This is a genomic window from Heyndrickxia sp. FSL K6-6286 (assembly GCF_038630395.1).
Lineage (GTDB): Bacteria > Bacillota > Bacilli > Bacillales > Bacillaceae_C > Heyndrickxia > Heyndrickxia oleronia.
This window is the reverse complement of sequence record NZ_CP152029.1, coordinates 3944862-3964104: the sequence shown is the minus strand read 5'-3', so window position 1 is coordinate 3964104 and position 19243 is coordinate 3944862. Positions and strand designations below refer to the sequence as shown.

Genomic DNA, 19243 nt, shown 5'->3' with positions numbered 1-19243 from the left:
TTCAGAATAATTAGATATATAAGAGAGGAGGAGTATCGGCATGGAACCTATTCTGGAAACAAAAAACCTATCTGTTTCCTTTGGTGAGCATGATGTCATCAAAGATGTGACCTTGAAAATAGACCGCGGAAGGCTCATCTCAATTATCGGTCCAAACGGGGCGGGCAAGACGACGCTTTTTAACTTGCTGAGCGGGCAAATTTCACCGACAAAGGGAGACATTTATTTTAAAAACGAGAATATAACCAAGCTTTCTGTCCCATTACGGGCGAGAAGGGGCATTGGCCGCTCCTTCCAGCTCACAAATATTTTTCCGGAGCTGACGGTTCTTGAAAATATCAGACTGGCCATCCAATCCTCAAGCAACGATTACTACTCCATCCTGCCGCGGCTTTCTTCCAGGAGCCGCCAGCAGGAGGAAGCAAAAGCTTTTATGAAAAAATGTATGCTGAGTGGCAAGGAAGAGGTGCTGGCACAGGATTTGGCACATGGGGAAAAAAGAAAGCTGGAGCTGGCGATGCTGCTCGCTCTAAAAACAGAATTACTGCTTCTTGATGAACCTACAGCAGGAATATCGATTGAAGAGGTTCCTGCCATTCTGGAAGTAATCGAGAACATTAAAAAGGAAGGCTTGTACACGATTATATTAATCGAACACAAAATGGAAATGGTGATGCATTTATCGGATACGCTTGTGGTTCTTTTCAATGGCGAGCTCTTGGCCAGCGGGAATCCGCAAGATATCATCAAGGATCAAAGGGTTCAAACGGCATATTTAGGAGGCTTGCATCGTGAGTCTATTAAAACTGGATAATTTGGAAACCTATTTGGAGCAATATCACATTCTGCAGGGCGTGTCCCTGTCTGTTGAAGAGGGGAGCATCACGGTCCTGTTCGGTAGAAATGGGGCAGGCAAAACGACAACACTCCGCTCGATTATGGGCTTTAATCCCTCCACTACTGGAAAGGTGCATTTTCAAAACCAGATAATCAGTGGAATCTCTACCCATCTCATATCCAGAAAAGGAATCGGATATGTGCCTGAAAATCAGGGGATATTCAGTGGCCTGACCGTAGAGGAAACACTGAATTTAGCTAAGGCAAAGAGTGTGGGCGAGACGGAAGCAAAAATGGAATGGATGCTAGAGCTATTCCCAGATTTAAAGAAATTCTGGCGCAAAAAAAGCGGATTGCTATCTGGGGGACAAAAGCAGATGCTGGCGATTGCCAGGGCGTATATTAATGGGGATGGTTTGCTACTGATTGATGAGCCTAGCAAAGGCTTGTCCCCTATTATGGTTGAAAAGCTGATGGAATCACTTCTTAAAATGAAGGAAAAAACGACAATTCTTCTTGTTGAACAAAACTTTCTGATGGCCAGCGAAATTGGCGATTACTTTTATATTATGGACGACGGAAAAATTGTCCATGAAGGCGTGATGCAAGACCTTAAAGAAGATAAAGAAACCTGCCAGAAATACTTAGGGATAGCGTAGAAACGATCGTGTTAAAATGATCGACCGGAATGATGACCGAAAAAGGAAAGAAAGAGGAAGAAAGGTAACCAATCGCCCGGAAAGGTTCCCGAAACTCGAGAGAAAGAGGAAGAAAGGTAACCAATCGCCCGGAAAGGTTACCGAAACCCGAAAGAAAGAGGAAAAAGGGTAACTAATCACTCGGAATGATGACCGAAACGTGAAAGAAAGAGGAAAAAGGGTAACTAATCACTCGGAATGATGACCGAAACGTGAAAGAAAGAGGAAGAAAGGGAACCAAACGCCCGGAATGATGACCGAAACGTGAAAGAAAGAGGAAATAAGGTAACAAATCGCTCGGAAAGGTGACCGAAACGTGAAAGAAAGGGTAAGTAGGGTAACCAAACGCTCGGAATGATGACCGAAACGTGAAAGAAAAGGGAAGTAGGGTAACAAATCGCCCGGAATGATGACCGTAACACGAAAGAAAAGGGAAGTAGGGTAACCAACCGCCCGGAATGATGACCGAAACCCGAAAGAAAGAGGAAATATGGTAACCACTCGCCCGGAAAGGTTACCGAAACTCGAAAGAAAGAGGAAATATGGTAACCACTCGCCCGGAATAGTTCCCGAAACACGAAAGAAAAAGGAAATACGGAACTATTCGATCTAAATGATGACCGAAAGTAGAATGATATAAAGTTTTGACAATACGTAGGAAACGAAGGGGGGCTGGATATGGAAGTTTTTATTAATTTATTGGTCAATGGGGTTTCAACAGGGCTGCTTATTTTCCTTCTGGCTGCTGGACTTACTTTAATTTTTGGATTAATGAATGTGTTGAATTTTGCCCATGGCGGATTATTCGTCTGGGGGGCTTTTTCAGGCGCATGGATTTTTAAGGAAACAAACAGCTTTTTATTAGCGATTGCTGGTGCCATTGTGATCGGAATCGGATTAGGCTGGGTCATGGAGAGATTTCTCATTCGTCCAGTTTACGGGAATCATGTCCGGCAGCTGCTGATCACATTAGGTGGCATGCTGATTTTATCAGAAAGCATCAAAATCTTTTGGGGACCCAATCCCATTCGAGTAAATTTGCCCGGATGGCTGGAAGGAAGCTATCAGTTTGACGGAATTATTATTATTAAATATCGTGTGTTTGTGATTGTGATCGGCTTGCTTCTATATTTGGCATTATGGCTTCTGCTCAGCCGTACGCAGATCGGCCTGATGATCAGGGCTGGTGTCATGGATAAGGAAATGGTCCAGGCGCTCGGAATCAATGTAAAGGGACTGTTTACCTTTGTGTTCCTGCTGGGAGCGGCATTGGCTGCTTTAGGAGGTGCGCTTTTGGCGCCATATTCAGGAGTCGTTTTTGCGGAAATGGGCATGCAGTACGCTATATTAGCTTTCATTGTCGTGATCATTGGCGGAATGGGCAGCCTGCAAGGATCTGCCCTCGCTTCCCTGATTGTAGGTGTAGCGGGAGCCTTTATGGCCTATTTTATGCCTGATTTGTCACTCGCATTGAATATGCTCCTTTTGGTTATTGTTTTATTAGTGAAACCAACTGGACTGCTGGGAGAAAAGGGGAGTGCAGTATGAGAGGGCTATTTCATAAGGTTCCAATGTATGGGGGGCTTGCCATTGTCTTGATTATGCTGCTGTTCCCATTTGTCAATGACTCCCGAAGCATCCTGATTTTATTTACACAAATCTTCATCTTTGCTATTTTTGCGATGAGCTTTGATATCCTTTTAGGGTATACCGGTATCGTATCCTTTGGGCATTGTATGTTCTTTGGAATTGGTGCCTATAGTACGGCCATTATTTTTAATCATTTGGAAGCCAATCTGCTTACGTTTGTGATCGGTTTGGTTATAGGGATTGTCCTGTCAGCCTTGGTGAGCTATATCATCGGTTTATTATCGTTAAGGCTCAAAAGCCATTTTTATGCGATGCTGACATTGGCGGTTTCCCAGCTATTTCTCGTTCTAGCGGAGAAGTGGCGTGGATTCACACATGGCGGAGATGGATTTACATTCAGTGTGCCTGATGTATTCAAGGATCGTACTTCTTTCTATTATATTGCACTCCTAAGTGTGGCAGTTGTGTTTATCCTGCTGAAGCTTTTCACCGAATCATCTACTGGCAAAGTGTTAAAAGCCATTTCTCAGAATGAATATCGGGCAGCGGCATTAGGGTTTAGAACGCTACATTATAAGCTGATAGCCAGCGTAACGGCAGGGGTGGCCGCATCCTTTAGTGGAGCGCTATATGCTGTATCATTAAGATTCATCAATACCAATGTCTTTTCCATCGAAGTCACGCTCGATGCGCTATTAATGACGATGATCGGAGGACTAGGAACGCTAGCAGGGTCTATTGCCGGGGCAGGAATAATCGAGTTTTTACGGCATTATCTCTCAGAGCTTGCGATGTCCTACCCTATTTTTGAAAGATGGACCATTATCCTCGGATTCTTATATATCGTGGTACTGCTTGGATTCCCGTCCGGCTTGGCAGGGTTTATTAAGAAATTCACTTTGAAAAAGAAGCGGAAGGTGAAGAAGAAAGGGGAATTGGAGAGGACTGCTTAGTAAATAATTGACCAAAAGAGGGGGGCGTTTTTGCTCCCCTTTAGCATTTCATATATTTCAAGGGGTATTTACTTCGAATCGGTCATTCGGCAATGCAATAACTCAGTAAGGTGAAAAAACTGAAAAGTTCTTGTCTTCTGATATTGTAAATAATTGGTTCTCCTTATATCATTAAGGATATAGAGAAGGTTAAAGGGGGATACAATTATGATTCCAGCAAAAAGGGGTCCCATTTCAATGACTAAGTCAAAAGAAAAAAGTGTCGAATCGATCGTCGATTGGTTCGATCAGCATAAACAGTCGTTCTATATTCTAGGTTGGTCCTATCTTAAAAATCAGCAGCAAATGGAAGAGCTTTTTTATCGATCCATTGTAAAAGTCCACAAGGAGTTGCGATATAAAAGAGATATATCATTCGAAACGTGGGTAACGTCTATTTTTTTGCATATTTGCCAGGAGCTTTCCGATGATCGTAGTTTACAAGTTTCCGAGAAAGGCGAACCACGCCATGATTTATTTAATGCACTCGATCAGTTGGAAAAGGTTGAAAAGGATGCAGTAGTCCTTACATATGTCAAAGGAATTTCCCAGGAGGATACAGCAAAACTTCTCAAAGTTTCAGTGGAACAGGTGAAAGAATATTTGTTTTCCGGTCTCCAGTCACTTAGAAAAGGAATGGGGGATGGGTCCCATTTTAATGGCTGTAAAGAGTATCAACAGAATTACATTGATTACATAGAGAGAACATTGGAGCGGGAGAAAAAGGTTGATTTCGAGGTACATATGTATCATTGTCAAGACTGTCAGGAGGATTTCGCTGCCTTTAAGGAAATCATGTATACCTTATTAAATTTTACCGAGAGTATGAAAGATTTCAATGTGCCGTCTGATTTCATGGAAAAAGTCACAGCTAGGCTGACAGAAAAGGATAAGCAAAGACGATTGAAGAGGAAGAAACGTAAAAGAATGGGGCTTGTTTTTGCAAGTGTGTTCGTATTATTAATGGGCATAGAAGTTTTTACAGGGTCTTTTACGAGCCTCTACTATACATGGGCAGAAGAAGATCCGGAATTACGTAACCTTCTACAACAGGGGCTGGGTAAAAGGCTGGACCTGGAAGCGGAAAGTAATGGGGTGAAAATTAAGATTAGGAGCGCGATCGCTGATGATGTTCAGACGCTTGTTTTTTATGAAATAGAGGATACAGCTGAAAATAATCAATATGCGATCGTTTATAATGACGGTGCTTCTGTAGAAAATGATTATGATATCATGAATAGGGAAACTGGTCATATGTACTATTATTTTCCTGATCTTAAATCGGATCAAAATAATAAGGAAAAGAACGTGTTTCAAGGAAAGCTTAGTCTCCTGGCACTGACAAAGGATAAAGGGACAATTAAATTAAAAATCACACAGCTTCTAAAATTGGTTCGTGACCCTTCTGACCCAAATAGTCTTGGAGCTTACGAGAATATGGAATATAAAAAAGGGGAATGGAACTTCGAGATCCCTGTAACGAAATGGCCATCTAAAGAATATGCATTAGATGAATCAACAGAAATAGAAGGAATCCCTGTTCGATTTAATAAACTAACCATTGCTCCAACAGCGACCATTCTAAAATATGCAGTTAATAATGAACAGCCAGAGAAGCGGGTAGAGTTTCTTACTGCTGATAATCTGGAAGTAAACAATAAAAAAGTGAAAGCGACTATTTATGACAGCTCTTTTACAGATTTTGATATGAATGGAAGTACGTTTCAAACCAAATTTCCCTCACTTTATGGAGAAAAACCAAAAGAGATTAAAGTTCAATTCGGATTTGCTCGTATAACAGTTGAACACCAAAAAGCGATCGAACTCGATCCTTCTAGTAAATATCCTGAAACCTTTGAATATGCTGGCAGTACGATCTCCATTGACAAGGTGGAAATTGGAGAGTCTACTAATATTGTCATAAGCAATCATGACATCGAGAATCGAGCATTTGAGTCTCTTAACTACGATATTGTGAGTGAGGCTGAAAAAGAATATAGTTCAATGGAGATGAATTCTGAAGGGGTACTGGTTGATAAGAATGGGATTAAATACGATGAGAATGAAATCCCCTTCGCATATGAAGAAATCGAACAGCCCCGTTATTTCTATACTGTTCAAGAGACACAATTAAAAAGTGACTACGCTGGAGAGACGGTAATCCCTAAAAAGCTGATAATTAATGGATATAATACAACAAAATATTTGGATGATGTTGTGAAGATTTCGTTGAAAAAATAGTTATGGCTTACCTGCATTGTTATAAAAGTTATGGTTTTATAAGATAAAAGTAATTGAATTAAAAGTACCCTATAGAGTAGACATGAAAAATTCTACCTATAGGATACTTTTTGTATAAACACAGTAGATCTAACATGGAGGCCAGGAAAATAATGAGTAAAAAGATTTTCACAGAGAAAGAAATCATCTAATAAATACGTTAAAGTAGTTAGTTCAAAAGGAATTACTTATACGGGGTAATACCAGCGTTGCTATCTGTCCCCTAAAAAAGAATAGATATTATTGGATATTTTATGCGCAATGCTTCACAATGAAACCTTCAGAAGAGAAAAAAAGTGAAATCTATCGAAAACAAAAAATCGATGTGGAACCAGTTTTTAAATTCTTGAAGGCCAATTTACGTTTTACTCGACTTACTATACGAGGAAAATTAAAGGTTGAAAAAGAAATGGGACATTCTGGTAGTGGAAATAGCTGAACGTACACTACCTTAGGATATCAATTTGAAGGTGGAGAATTTATAAATAATTTTAAATTAACTTATACAGGTTATAGCAATTCAAACCTAAAACAAAATTAGTATATTTTGCAACAAAGGTATCGGCAAGAAGACCATATTATATTGATTCTTGGATTACTGGAGATGCACTATCCCCCAGCCGCATCACGAAATAATCTAGTTTTTGTTTTTGTATCCAATCACGATCCCGATAATATCTTCAGTTTTGATTTTCATTTGGTCACTTCGCAACCAATCATCTCCACTCACAAAAAAATCATTTTTACCAAGAGTAATTTTTTTTATGTTTTGTTTAAATAGTTTTTCCATTTCCTCTTTATTATAGGAAATTTTATTTTTATCCATACTTTCGAAATATTCCTCTTGTGAATAGCCTAATCGATGAACTTTACCATAAAAAGTATCTAGTTCCTTTGAGTTTATATATACTTGACCATCTTGAACATATATTTCTTCTTTTGGAACCCCTAAAATTCTTGTTATTACTTTTTCACCATCGATATTTTTTAATAGAACGACACTTCCTCGAGTTATTTTTGACTTTTCAATTTTTGTATTAACAACAACGACCTCGTCACTTAATTCATGATTCCCCCTGTCCATAGAATCGGACATATTATGTAATGTGATCATTTCAGAATTAATATTATTTATAATTTCTAATTTGGGAGTTGTAACCTCATCTGTAACGGTCTGGGCAACAGTTATTTTGGAACAACCAATAAGCAAAATTAGCAACATAAATAATAAAGTTAGTCTATTCAAAATCATCCCCTCCTTATAAGTACTTTACAACATTAAAGGATCAATTAGTTATCGGATTTTTGTATATTTTTAGAATTATTATATTTCTCTTCAAAAATACTATTGGAAATTGTACTTTGCAGGTATAGCAGCTTAACTTATATAAATGAAGTTGACATCTTAAAAGAGAAATAATTATCATTAGTTTCGGAATTGGAGTAGTAAAATAAAAATTGGATTTTTCTCCACAAAAGAAAGCAGTGATTTATTTCATGATTGGAATGTTAATTGGTTTAGGACTGATTTTTGTAGGAAGTATTATAGTTTATTTTGAAAATAAAAATGAACCTGGAAAATTTCAATTGATAAATCTTATATTAGATCTCAATCCATTCAACCTAGGTCCACTATCAATGGTTATATTAGGAGTAATCGTATTTTTTATAAGTATATTTTTTAAGTAAAAGCATGTTAGTTAAATTACTTTTAGTATAATCCTCCAATAAAAATAATTCGTTGACAAAAAAGGTTTTTCTACCTTATTATCAGCTTTTTTATTCGAGTAGTTTGATAATTTGCTTCAAAAAATACTTGAATTATTATAATAGGTTCTCATATTGTGGTGACATATTAATTCTTAGAAAGTAGAGTGTTTTTTTCCTTATTCCTCTATTAAGAGGGATTAAAAAATATATATTAAAGGTGATATTCGATTGAAATATTTAGCTATCTTATTATTTTTTATAATTGGAATTTATTTACTTTATTCTGGAATCAGACTTTTTATTAAAGAGAGAGAAAACGATAAAAAATGGTGGGATTACTTAGATGTAATTTTAGATATTATATCCGATCCAATTTCAAGCGAAGGGCTTCGTATTTATTTGGGAGGGTTACTAATTTTAGCTGTATTATTGCTGGTCTTCAACGTATTATGATTCATTTTCTTACTCATATTACTATAATTGTAAAGATGGTAGAAAGTTTTGTAAAGGGATGGATGGAATATGGACGAAAGCATAAAGAATAAAATTTCTGCATTATATGTGATTCGAAATCCTTTTTAGAAGAAATGAGTCGCATATTCTTAATTCTTGGATTGACTATTTTTTATAAAATAAGAAATTAATATTAACACTAGTAAGGGTATTAAATAAAATAAGATACTTTCAACCTGTAAATTCAATAAAATTTGAAAAATGATTAAGTAAAATATCAAGGGAATTATAAATAACAAATTCCAAAATTCATCTTTATTCTTAGCAAAAAGAATTACTATTAAAATTGCAATACTTATTAATCCACTTAGGCAAGACGAACTAAGCTGCGCTAAAGCCCTCCGTGACTTCAACAAAGTGTTTACCTGTATATTCAACATTTACCACCACCTTATTGGTTATCTTTTCATTCATCAAATCTATTAACTTTAACAAGTTGTATAGGAATATTAAGAAAAACAGTGAATTCAAGAGATAATTGTTTGTTTATTGAGGGAGGATTATTGAACAAGCAAGGGGTGGGTTTTATTAAGGTAGATATTTCTAAATCGTAAAGTTCTGGCCGGTCAAACAGGGTTTCTTGTCGAACCTTAGGCATATGAAATTCATTAATTGGAGGAAAAACAGATGGCAGAAGTTTTGTTGTTACACCATGTTTTAGGCCGAACGAAGGGGATTGAAGCAATGGCCAATCAACTGAGAGATGCGGGGCATACTGTACATGTGCCAGATTTATTTGACGGCCGCATGTTTTCCTCGCTGGAGGAAGGCTTGGTATTTGTTAAGGAAATCGGATTTGAAGAAGTGACGGCGCGCGGCGTTCAGGCAGCCAGCGAGCTTTCACGCAATGTCGTCTATGCTGGTTTTTCACTCGGTGTCCCGGCAGCACAGCAGCTCGCTCAAACACGTGAAGGCGCCAGAGGCGCACTGTTTTTTCATGCCTGCCTCCCGACCTCGGCGTTCGAATCTCAGTGGCCGTTCGACTTGCCTGTGCAAATTCACGCCATGAGTGCAGATCCTTTTTTCGTTGAAGACGGCGACATCAAGGCGGCCCGTGAGCTTGTGGCGTAGGCCAATCACGCTGAACTTTTTCTATACGAAGGCAAGGAACATCTCTTCACCGACAGTAGTTTACCGTCTTACGATGCTGAAGCGACGAAACTTGTGATCAAGCGGGTTCTCGACTTTCTAGCATAGTTGTGAACGGAAAAATTTTTAACTGCTGGGACATTAACTAGACCAAAATAGTACAAAAAGTGTATAGTGTTTGTTTCAGTGCCAAGAGGGTTCGGGTGTAGCGAAATTGTCAATTCCTTAAATTCTCTCCGCTATCGCTCCAGTCAGGCATTTACCGTTGACAATTGCTATGTTTTTTATTTTCTGCTGCAAGTTTGGAACTTTGCTGATAATAAAAAAGAATCCATTCAAAAAATTGATTTCATGAGCAAGATATTCCGCAATCGCGCCCGTTAATGGAATAACTATAAAGCTAATGAAGCTTTTTTAAAAGCTGCGTTTCCCTGCCCAGGCTCCTTGCATTTTACCGAGGAATACAATTTGCCCAATATGATATGCGTTGTGCATTGCTAAACTCTTCAGTTCAAGAACTAATGGATTGTCTTCGGGAATCGGTCTATATAAATCTTCTAGTCCTGATTTTGCTAGTATTTTTTCAAGTTCATGATGAACAGAAAAGTATTCTTGTTTTGTTTCCTTCCAATTTGGAAATGAACTTTACCCTCAAGCTTTACTAACTCAATTTTAACTAACCCTATTAAATCTCTAAGGAGGAACGTGAATGCAACTAAAAAGGAAAATCAAATATCGATACATTTTTACAAAAATGGTCGCTATAATAGTATTTTAAGTAGACAATTCCTGTTAGGGTATGAATGGGTTATTAATACCAAGGAGTTTGGCTTGCGGTGAATGAGAAGGAAAAAAATGATCTTTAACACTCAGAACATTCCTCTTCGGTTAACAGATAGACTTTCTGTAGTTGAAAGAGAACCCAATTTCTCTATTTTAATAAAGAGAAATTGGGTTTTTTAATATTATCATTTCCTTAACGTTGTAAATCAGCATTTTCCTAACTTTACCCCGATTAAAGGAAAATAGTGCTAATAAAAAGAAATATATTCTTAATAGTTATTGAAGGGGTATGTTAATCCTTCCTCAGATTTAATTTTTATGAGATACAAATTAGGAGGTATTTATGTGATAAAAAAGATAGATTATACGACACAGCCACCTGGGAATTTTGAGGAATTATTGAATTTATATGAATCGTTAGGATGGAATTCACTTAAATTAACCGTTAATGATTTAGAACGAATGTGTAAGCAGAGCTGGTATGCAGTATATGCTTTTGATAAACAACAATTAGTAGGAATGGGACGTGTAATTTCTGATGGCGTAATTACGGCAATTATATGTGGAGTATGTGTACTGCCTAGTTATCAGTCCCAAGGAATTGGTAAAGAAATATTGAACCGAATAACTAATCATTGTGAGCAAAATAAAGTAATTCCTCAACTTCTGTGTGTAGAAAGTTTGGAGTCCTATTATAAAAAAATAGGTTTTAAGAAATTTTCCGTTGGAATGACAAAAAATATAAATCGGTAATATTCTTTTGCTATCTATGATTGCTAAGTAACTTAATTTTAGAAACGTGATTGTGTAGCAATTCACTTAAACTAACGGGGCAAGAGTTGAAGATCCAGCTGCCAAATTGGTGGCTTTTTTGTTTCATAATAATAAAGTCGTTTAAAAAACAATAAAGTTGTTAAAAACGTCAGTCATGTTATTCAACAATCGGGCCATGTTTATTAGGGCAGCTCTCGTACTGATTGCTGGCTATCGGTGGCGGTGTATCGTAGTAGGTACGTCTCTTATGCTTGTCATCGTGATAATCGGGGCGAGATTTATTAGGCTGTTGGTGCTGAAAAGTGAATGTTGAAATATTATAAGAACTACCTGCAGAACAGTTGTTGTGAAAATTAACCATCTATACACCTGACTAGATCGGAGGAAAAATAGAGTGAAAAAAGTAGTCGAATATAGAAAACTGGCAATCGGTGATGAGAGTAGTTTTTCTAAATTAGTATTATTGTTTAACAAAGAATTTGAGTCACCAGATTTGAACTACGTAAACGATAAGAACATAAGAAGTCTTATAGCTAAACCCGATTTTATTTGTTTTGTTGCTTTTATTGGTGATGAAGTTGTTGGTGGTTTAACTGGTTACGAATTACTGATGTATGACCAGGAGGGTTCTTCGATGTATTTATATGACTTGGCGGTCGATAAGAACTATCAGCGTCGTGGAATTGGAAGTAATTTAGTTGGTGAATTAATGGATTATTGCAGATCAAAAGATATAAAGGATTTATTTGTTCAAGCTGATGTGGAAGATCAACATGCTGTTGAATTCTACAATAAAATTGGAGGGGATGATTCGGAGACGGTACAGTTCTCGTTTCATTGTTAAAATAGTGACCTAAATCTGTTGATAGTCTGGAGTAAGAGCGATGTAAGCAATTAAATTAGACCATCATATCGTAAAGGTAGAATAATCCAGATTACTTATTCAAGAAAAGGGCACGATTGTGGAAGAAAACTTAGATTTTCAAACGACTTTATTGTTACATTTACGAAGTGTTATTAAGCAATTTTACCAAAAATTAAACAACTTTATTGTTATTACACATTTTTCTTATTCGACTAACGGGGCAGGTTCGTGGATTAAAGAGTAAAGTTAGGGAACTCTAAATAGAGGTGTTTTCCTATGAAAACTTATTTTGGATTAATATTAGTATTTCTTGTTGTTCACCCCATTATTGTAGGAGCAGAAACTCAAGGATATGACATTGTCAGTAAGAACAACAAAGAGAATATAACCCTGTATGCAAAGAAAATGGATGGATTATTTAGGGATTTCAAGATTAATTTCAAAGGAGAAATGTACTCAAGACCCTTTTGGATTAGCGAAATAACCCCTACCAATTCTCCACAAATTATCTATAAAGACATAAATAAAGACCAAGAAAAAGAGTTAATCATAATCTTGACAAAAGGTTATGGTACAGGTGTCTTATGGGAGGATGTTTATGTTTTTGACACGATGGATAATCATTTAGACGTAAACGAAGTGATTGTCGATAATCCATTAGCAATTATCCATAAGAAAGTAAAAACTAAATTAACTGCACAAAAAGCTGAAGTCAATGTGAATGACAAAAAATGTATAATTGATATTACAGGTTTAGAAATTATGCCCGAAAACTTATTTAATGATATAGGTTTTGGAAGCATTATTGATTACGAAGTGAGAGACAATCAACTAATTGTAAGCGTTTCTGGACAAGTATCTCCTGCAAGTTTTATTGGAAGCATTGTAATTGTTTATGAGTATCGAGACAAGATGTATCAGGCAAAATCGATTGAATTTCAACCTTGCAATAAAGTGTACAAATAAATGTACTTAAACAATTGAGGGCATTTCGTTAATAAGGATGCTCTATTCTTTTTGAAGGTAAGACCAAGGTTAGTTAAACGTGAATAATCGCAAATTATATTCCCAAAACTAAAGAATGAGCTTTTAAAAGCAAAGGGGGCTATCAATTTGGACGCTTTGGGAATAAGCAATTATTACGAAGGTACATTATTTAATACAAGAAAAAATTTTTTAGAATTTAACAGAGGTAGGAAATTTACGATATGACGGGATTTAAAATTGTCACTCTACTTCTTATTGTATTTTTATATAATTCAGCCAACCAAATGACTTTTGCAAAGAATAATATTAATCGACAGGCTCCTTTTTTGAAACAATTAATGATGCACTCATTAAAGCATTATGATATTCAAAATATTAAAGTAGAAAATGATTCTGGATTTCAACGAGTATTCAGTATTAACGATGGTTATCAGGAACGTGTCCTTAAAAAGGTAGTGCATTGGCTTAATAACTCTAGCCAAGAGAAGGGAACAACTGAGGTATCTTTAGAGAATCCAACCAATAAATTGACATTAAAAATGGTAAATGATGAAGTGATTACTATCGAACCTGCTTTTAAGTGTGTATTTGAAAACAAACGCAAAACCTGCACACCTAAAGATGGGAAAATAAACATTTCGGTGGATAGGAAAGAAGTGCAATTCAAGTCCCAATCCCTATATGATTGGCTCGTAGTAGGGTGGCGAAAAGAATTGAATGGACCTACTAAGGAAGAGCTACTTGAGGAAGCATTGTATACACGTTACTTGTATATATTAGGTCCTTCTTATTCGGATTTTTTTATGTGTCCAAAAATCAAAATTGAACCCATTGATGGGGACCCTAGAAGACATCTCATTCTTGCCAGTGCTTTAAACTATTCAGGACATCACGATGGTGGAGATTATGATAAACTTACTTTTTCTGTAAGGGATTCTAACCTAGAAGGGCTACAAGTGACAAAAGTAAAAATTAAGAAACATATTCCACAAGCAGAAAGTCTAAAACAATGTCGAGAGTTCGATTAAATAGAATTTTATACAACAGAGGCATTTCTTTAAAATGAAAATTAGTTTGTGAGGACTGTACCTACACTTACGGGTGCAAAAGTTGAAGATCAACACCTTAGAAATCAACTATCTATGGATTGAAGGTTTTCTAATTTAATTCAAATATTACCAATATTTTATATATATCATTATTCTTCCAAATCATCTATGATATTTTTGAACTCGAGTTTAATTAAAAGTAAAGGACGAATAATGAATGAAATTTAGGAAAGTATTAACCATCATAGCAACTACCATTATTTTCATTAGTTTGTTTAACAATCAATTTTTTATATCTAGTAATGCGGTTTCCCAAAAAGAAGCCAATAACGACTCCTCGATAGTGAACAATACAAGCAAAAAAGTGGAAGTCAAACACTTACGTACAGAAAAGTCGAAAACTTTCAGAAATTCAAACGGGTCGTATTCTACAGAAATCTTTGATGAGCCTATTCATTATTACGATGAAAGAGAACAACATTGGACAGACATTAATAATACGTTGAATGATAATCAACAAAGTAATACCATTGAAAATACAAAAAACAACTATAAAGTCCGATTCAACAAAGGTAAATCTAACATACCTTTAGTTGAGCTGCAGAAAAATGGCAATACCCTCAAAATTGACTCTGTTAATCTAAAATCTTCAGGAAATATAAAGAATAATAATTCTGCCAATATAAATAAAGTGAATTATCATGCAAACAAAATAAAATACACAAATATCTTTCCTGACACTGATTTACAATACACAGTGGGTAATTCAAAAATAAAGGAAGATATTATTCTTTACCAAAAACCAGAAGGACAAGAACCTTCGATCTATTCTTTTTCTTTAAATTTAAAAGGGTTAGATTATCAGCAACTAGAAGATGGAAGAATCCTTTTACTTGATAAAAAATCAAAGAAACCTTCATTTTATATAGAAGCACCTTTTATGTATGACTCTTCGATACCCGAAAACTATCAAAAAAACAAAGATATATTGGATATCCCAGAAGGTGCTATTTCCTATGCACTTAAAATGGATGTAAAGAAACAGGACAATCAACTGTTGATTGAGCTTATCCCCGATCATGAATGGCTTACAAGTAATGAAAGGGAATATCCAGTCACTATTGATCCAACGATCGTTACTTTACAACCAAACTCTCAATTAGATGATACCAATATACGAAGCTATTTCCCAAACCAAGTTGGTGGAACTGAAACGAGCTTAGGAGTAGGTTTATACAAAGATTCTGCACAAACTAATAAAATTCGATCATTGCTAAAATTTGATCTATCTGCGATTCCTGCTAGCTCTCAAATTATTAGTGCCGATTTAAATTTATGGCTATCTTCGGTTTCAAATGATCTTCCGATTAACGTAGATGTATATGAGCTTTCATCTTCTTGGACAGAATCAGGAGCAAGTTGGAATAAAAGAAATGAATCCACAGCCTGGACGAACAAGGGAGGAGATTATAAGAACACACTGCTCTCTACTACTGGTTTAAGTAATCTTCTAGATTTATCTACGAATATTAAATGGAAGATTCCAAAAGATGTTGTTCAAAAATGGATTGAGAATCCGTCGACAAACCATGGTTTCCTCTTAAAATCAAGTGATGAAACGAAAGCAACCTATAAAAAATTTATTTCTGGTGATCATCCAGAATTTAGTAGTACAAGCTATTCACCAATGTTAGTTGTATCTTACTATCCAATTAGTCGTCTAGGCTTCGAAGATTATTGGACCTATGATTATCATCCACTAACTGGTGGAATAAGTGCAACTAATTTGACGACAGGGAATAACATCATACAGTTTAATGATTTCTCTTTTGGCAGCAGGGGAGGGACAGAAATTGATTTTACCCGTACGTATAATTCCAAATCCTTTGAAGAATCCCCATTTGGTTTTGGATGGACATTTACAGGGAATGAATCGATCATTGATTCCCCTCAAGATGGAGAAGTAATTTATACCGATGCAGATGGGACTTCTCACACATTTACTTATGATCAGACATCTCAAAGCTATCAATCTCCTAAAGGAAAATATTTAACCCTGAAAAAGCAACCGAAAAGCTATGAGCTTTTTGATAAATATGGAAATAAATCCGTATTTGAGGTGGCAGAAACATGGATGGATTCAAATAAGCGAAGCATAAGTAAAGCCAGAATCAACTATTCAGAGGATAAATTGGGCAATCGAATCACCTATCACTACAATGACAAAGATCAATTAGAGGGTATGACAGATCCGTCTGGACGAAGCATTCATTTTTCCTATAACGGAAATAACCGAATCATTTCGGCATCATTTGAAAATTGGAAGCTAAACTACCGTTATAATAGTAAAAACCAACTAACTTATGTAGACGAGTATGAGTTGGATGGAACCATTAAAACCACCCAATTTGTGTACAATTCAGATGGAACACTTTTAATTGATGTTCATCGATCCGAATCAAAGAAAAACAACGTTTACGTATGAAAATAGCTTTTTAACTAAGGTACAGGAGCCAAGTGGAGAAGGAGTTAATCAAGATCCTGCCACAAGACCAGGTACGACTTATTCGTATGATATCGGACAGTATCTGTCTACAGTCACTGATCCAAATGGAAACACAACAACTTATCGCTCAAATGGTGACTATGTCATTACGAAAGAAACCGATCCGAAAAATTTATCGACTGAGTATAAGGTAGATGCGAATTACAATCCAATTGAAGTGATTGATCCAGCCGGGCATTCTACTTTCATGGCCTATGATGAAAAAGGAAACTTGCAGAAAACAGTGGATCCTGAAGGAAACGTGGAAACCTTCACCTACGATTCATTAAGCAATATTCTTACTTCAACGGACACCCGTGGAAATGTCACAACCAATCACTATGATGCCAAAGGGTTACTTGTATCAACTACAGATGCGAAAGAAAAAGTAACTTCTTATACGTATGATGAATTTGGAAATCTTACATCAACACTTTACCCAAACGGGGCAACGGAGACCTATGGGTATGACCAAAACGGAAACTATATCAAAACAGTCAAAATGGACGGAAATACCGTCACAACAACTATGGATCAAATGGGCAATATTCTAGACTATACAGATAGTAAAGAATTTACGACTCATTTTGAATATAATCATCGCAACCAATTAACGAAGGTCAAGGATCAAATCTCTGAGACAAACGTTCAATACGATGATGCTGGCAATTTAATCGAAATTAGTCATCCTAATAATGGGGTTGAACGTTTCGAATATAATGGAAAAAATTTATTAACAAAAGCAACGGACACTTTAAATCATTCCGCTATATACAATTACGATTTAAATGGAAATCTATTGTCCCAAAAACTTCCAACAGGAATGGTGCTATCTCATAAGTATGATGAATTAGATCAGTTGTCAGAAACCTTTATTAATGGGAAAAAATTATGGGGATACACGTATGATCAAAACGGAAACCTCAAATCTGTAACGGATAAGAATGGAACAGTAAAGACCTATCTTTATTTAACCAATGACCTGGTTCAATCGATTACAAAAGGTGTTACTACCCTTCAATATGGTTATTCAGGTACTGACTATGTAAATGCTTTGCGCTTTGTCTCTGGAACACAGTCAGTAGACTATCAGTTTAAACCGAATGCTTTAAATCAATTAGAATCAATCAATAGAAATGGAGCACAAATTGCTAGCTTTCATTACAATTCTTTAGGTGTAGTAGACTCCATCACTAGGTCAAATAACGTCTCAACTCAGATGAAATTTGATCAAACGAATCGCTTGGAAGAGTATTCAACGATTGATAATAATGGAGCACCTATTGATCATTTTACCTATCAATATGATCAAAATAAAAATATTTCTAGTATATTATCTGACAACAGTCAGGTAAACTATGAGTATGATGAGCGAAACCAGCTAACGAAAGAAATACTCGCTGATGGAAAAAATATCACATATGAGTATGATAAGCAAGGAAACCGTACCAAGAAATCCGTGAATAACGGAAATTCACCTACCGTTACAAATTACACTTATAATTCAGAAAATCAACTTATTCAAGTAAATGAACAATCCTATGAATATGATCTAAACGGAAATCTTTTAGCCGATGGAACATTTAATTATCGATATGATGAACAGGGCCAATTGATTGAAGTGAAAAATAAAGATGGAGTTTTAGCTTCCTATTCATACGATGAAGATGGGAAACGAATTAAAAAGACAACAGCCGATGGAACGATCAACTATCATTATGATGGAGACCAACTCCTTTTTGAAACAGACGACGCCAACAACATCACAGCTGAGTATTCTTGGGATGACGAAGGAAATCCGATTACTTTAGCGAAAAATGGAAAAGTCTATTACTATCTTATAAATGGACAAGGTGATGTAACGAAACTAACCGATCAGAACGGCAATGTAGTGGCAAACTATGAATATGACGTCTGGGGAAATGTAAAGAAACAAAGTGGCAACTTAGCAGACGAAAATCCAATTCGGTATGCAGGGTATTATTTTGATAAAGAAACAGATCACTATTATTTACTATCAAGGTATTATAATCCTGATACAGGAACGTTTTTATCAAATGATGAATACCCAGGGGAAATGGATCAACCATTAACGTTAAATGGGTATATTTATGCAAATAACAACCCATTAATCTTTCATGATCCCGATGGTTACGCGGCGAAGCAAAATAAGGCGCAATTGATTGGTCCTGGTTCTTGGGGTTCACCTCGAGCAGGCGGAGGCGGCGGAACTAAGAGTTCTAGTAAAATCATTAAATTTAAGAACTTTAATAATCACTATAAAAAACATGTGACAAAACAAAAAGAATTTAAGACCAAAATTTCCAAAAAGCAATATTATAACAAAGCTTTAGATCTAGCAACAAGAAAAGCAGATGGAAAAGATGTTTTTAGAAAAAAGCTATCGAAAGGTCGAGAGGCATCATATAGAAAATCAACTAATGAAGTAGTTATCACACATAACGAACGGGAAATAGGTACTTTTTTTAGACCGTCAAATGGAAAAAGATATTATGACAAATTAAAATAAG

The 19243-nt window shown here is 36.1% G+C and carries 13 protein-coding genes and 1 pseudogene; 13 read left to right on the top strand and 1 reads right to left on the bottom strand.

Going from position 1 to position 19243, the window contains the following annotated elements:
• The first annotated feature begins 40 nt into the window (after positions 1-40).
• From MHI39_RS19960 to MHI39_RS19940, 5 genes are all read left to right on the top strand, one after another.
• Positions 41-814, top strand: coding sequence for an ABC transporter ATP-binding protein (locus MHI39_RS19960; protein WP_278892449.1), 774 nt, complete (start codon positions 41-43; stop codon positions 812-814).
• Positions 792-1496 carry an ABC transporter ATP-binding protein gene (locus MHI39_RS19955; protein WP_180213391.1) on the top strand — a complete coding sequence of 235 codons (705 nt, stop codon included), beginning with the start codon at positions 792-794 and terminating at the stop codon, positions 1494-1496. Before MHI39_RS19960 ends, MHI39_RS19955 begins: the two co-directional genes overlap by 23 nt.
• 717 nt (positions 1497-2213) lie before the next feature.
• Positions 2214-3083, top strand: a complete 870-nt coding sequence (locus tag MHI39_RS19950; protein ID WP_058003270.1) for a branched-chain amino acid ABC transporter permease — start codon at positions 2214-2216, stop codon at positions 3081-3083.
• A gap of 41 nt (positions 3084-3124) precedes the next feature.
• Positions 3125-4078 carry a branched-chain amino acid ABC transporter permease gene (locus MHI39_RS19945; protein ID WP_180213438.1) on the top strand — a complete coding sequence of 318 codons (954 nt, stop codon included), beginning with the start codon at positions 3125-3127 and terminating at the stop codon, positions 4076-4078.
• Positions 4079-4285: 207 nt separating this feature from the next.
• Complete coding sequence (locus tag MHI39_RS19940; protein WP_278892451.1) at positions 4286-6358, top strand: DUF4179 domain-containing protein; 2073 nt, start codon at positions 4286-4288, stop codon at positions 6356-6358.
• 676 nt (positions 6359-7034) lie between these two features.
• On the opposite strand, the gene MHI39_RS19935 is transcribed toward MHI39_RS19940, so the two are convergent.
• A complete protein-coding gene (locus MHI39_RS19935; RefSeq protein ID WP_058003272.1) occupies positions 7035-7643 on the bottom strand; it encodes a S26 family signal peptidase in 609 nt (202 codons plus the stop codon).
• A gap of 692 nt (positions 7644-8335) precedes the next feature.
• Between MHI39_RS19935 and MHI39_RS19930 the strand changes: the two genes are divergently transcribed.
• The 8 genes and pseudogenes from MHI39_RS19930 to MHI39_RS19895 all read left to right on the top strand — a co-directional run bounded on the left by MHI39_RS19930 (position 8336) and on the right by MHI39_RS19895 (position 19242).
• The gene (locus MHI39_RS19930; RefSeq protein ID WP_058003274.1) at positions 8336-8560 is read left to right on the top strand and encodes a hypothetical protein; all 225 of its coding nucleotides are present in this window, start codon (positions 8336-8338) and stop codon (positions 8558-8560) included.
• A gap of 687 nt (positions 8561-9247) precedes the next feature.
• Positions 9248-9817 (top strand): annotated as a pseudogene (locus MHI39_RS19925) (dienelactone hydrolase family protein).
• Between the two features lie 1023 nt (positions 9818-10840).
• Positions 10841-11245 (top strand): GNAT family N-acetyltransferase, encoded by a 405-nt coding sequence (locus MHI39_RS19920; protein ID WP_058003425.1) that lies wholly within the window; start codon positions 10841-10843, stop codon positions 11243-11245.
• Positions 11246-11660: 415 nt separating this feature from the next.
• Complete coding sequence (locus tag MHI39_RS19915) at positions 11661-12110, top strand: GNAT family N-acetyltransferase (RefSeq protein WP_058003277.1); 450 nt, start codon at positions 11661-11663, stop codon at positions 12108-12110.
• 297 nt (positions 12111-12407) lie between these two features.
• Positions 12408-13097 carry a hypothetical protein gene (locus MHI39_RS19910; RefSeq protein WP_342540022.1) on the top strand — a complete coding sequence of 230 codons (690 nt, stop codon included), beginning with the start codon at positions 12408-12410 and terminating at the stop codon, positions 13095-13097.
• A gap of 242 nt (positions 13098-13339) precedes the next feature.
• Entirely contained in the window at positions 13340-14146 is an 807-nt protein-coding gene (locus MHI39_RS19905; RefSeq protein WP_058003279.1) for a hypothetical protein, read from the top strand.
• A gap of 238 nt (positions 14147-14384) precedes the next feature.
• A complete protein-coding gene (locus MHI39_RS19900; protein ID WP_342540021.1) occupies positions 14385-16652 on the top strand; it encodes a DNRLRE domain-containing protein in 2268 nt (755 codons plus the stop codon).
• Positions 16609-19242, top strand: a complete 2634-nt coding sequence (locus MHI39_RS19895) for an RHS repeat-associated core domain-containing protein (protein WP_342541469.1) — start codon at positions 16609-16611, stop codon at positions 19240-19242. The genes MHI39_RS19900 and MHI39_RS19895 overlap by 44 nt, the downstream gene beginning before the upstream one ends.
• The last annotated feature ends 1 nt before the right edge of the window (position 19243 follow it).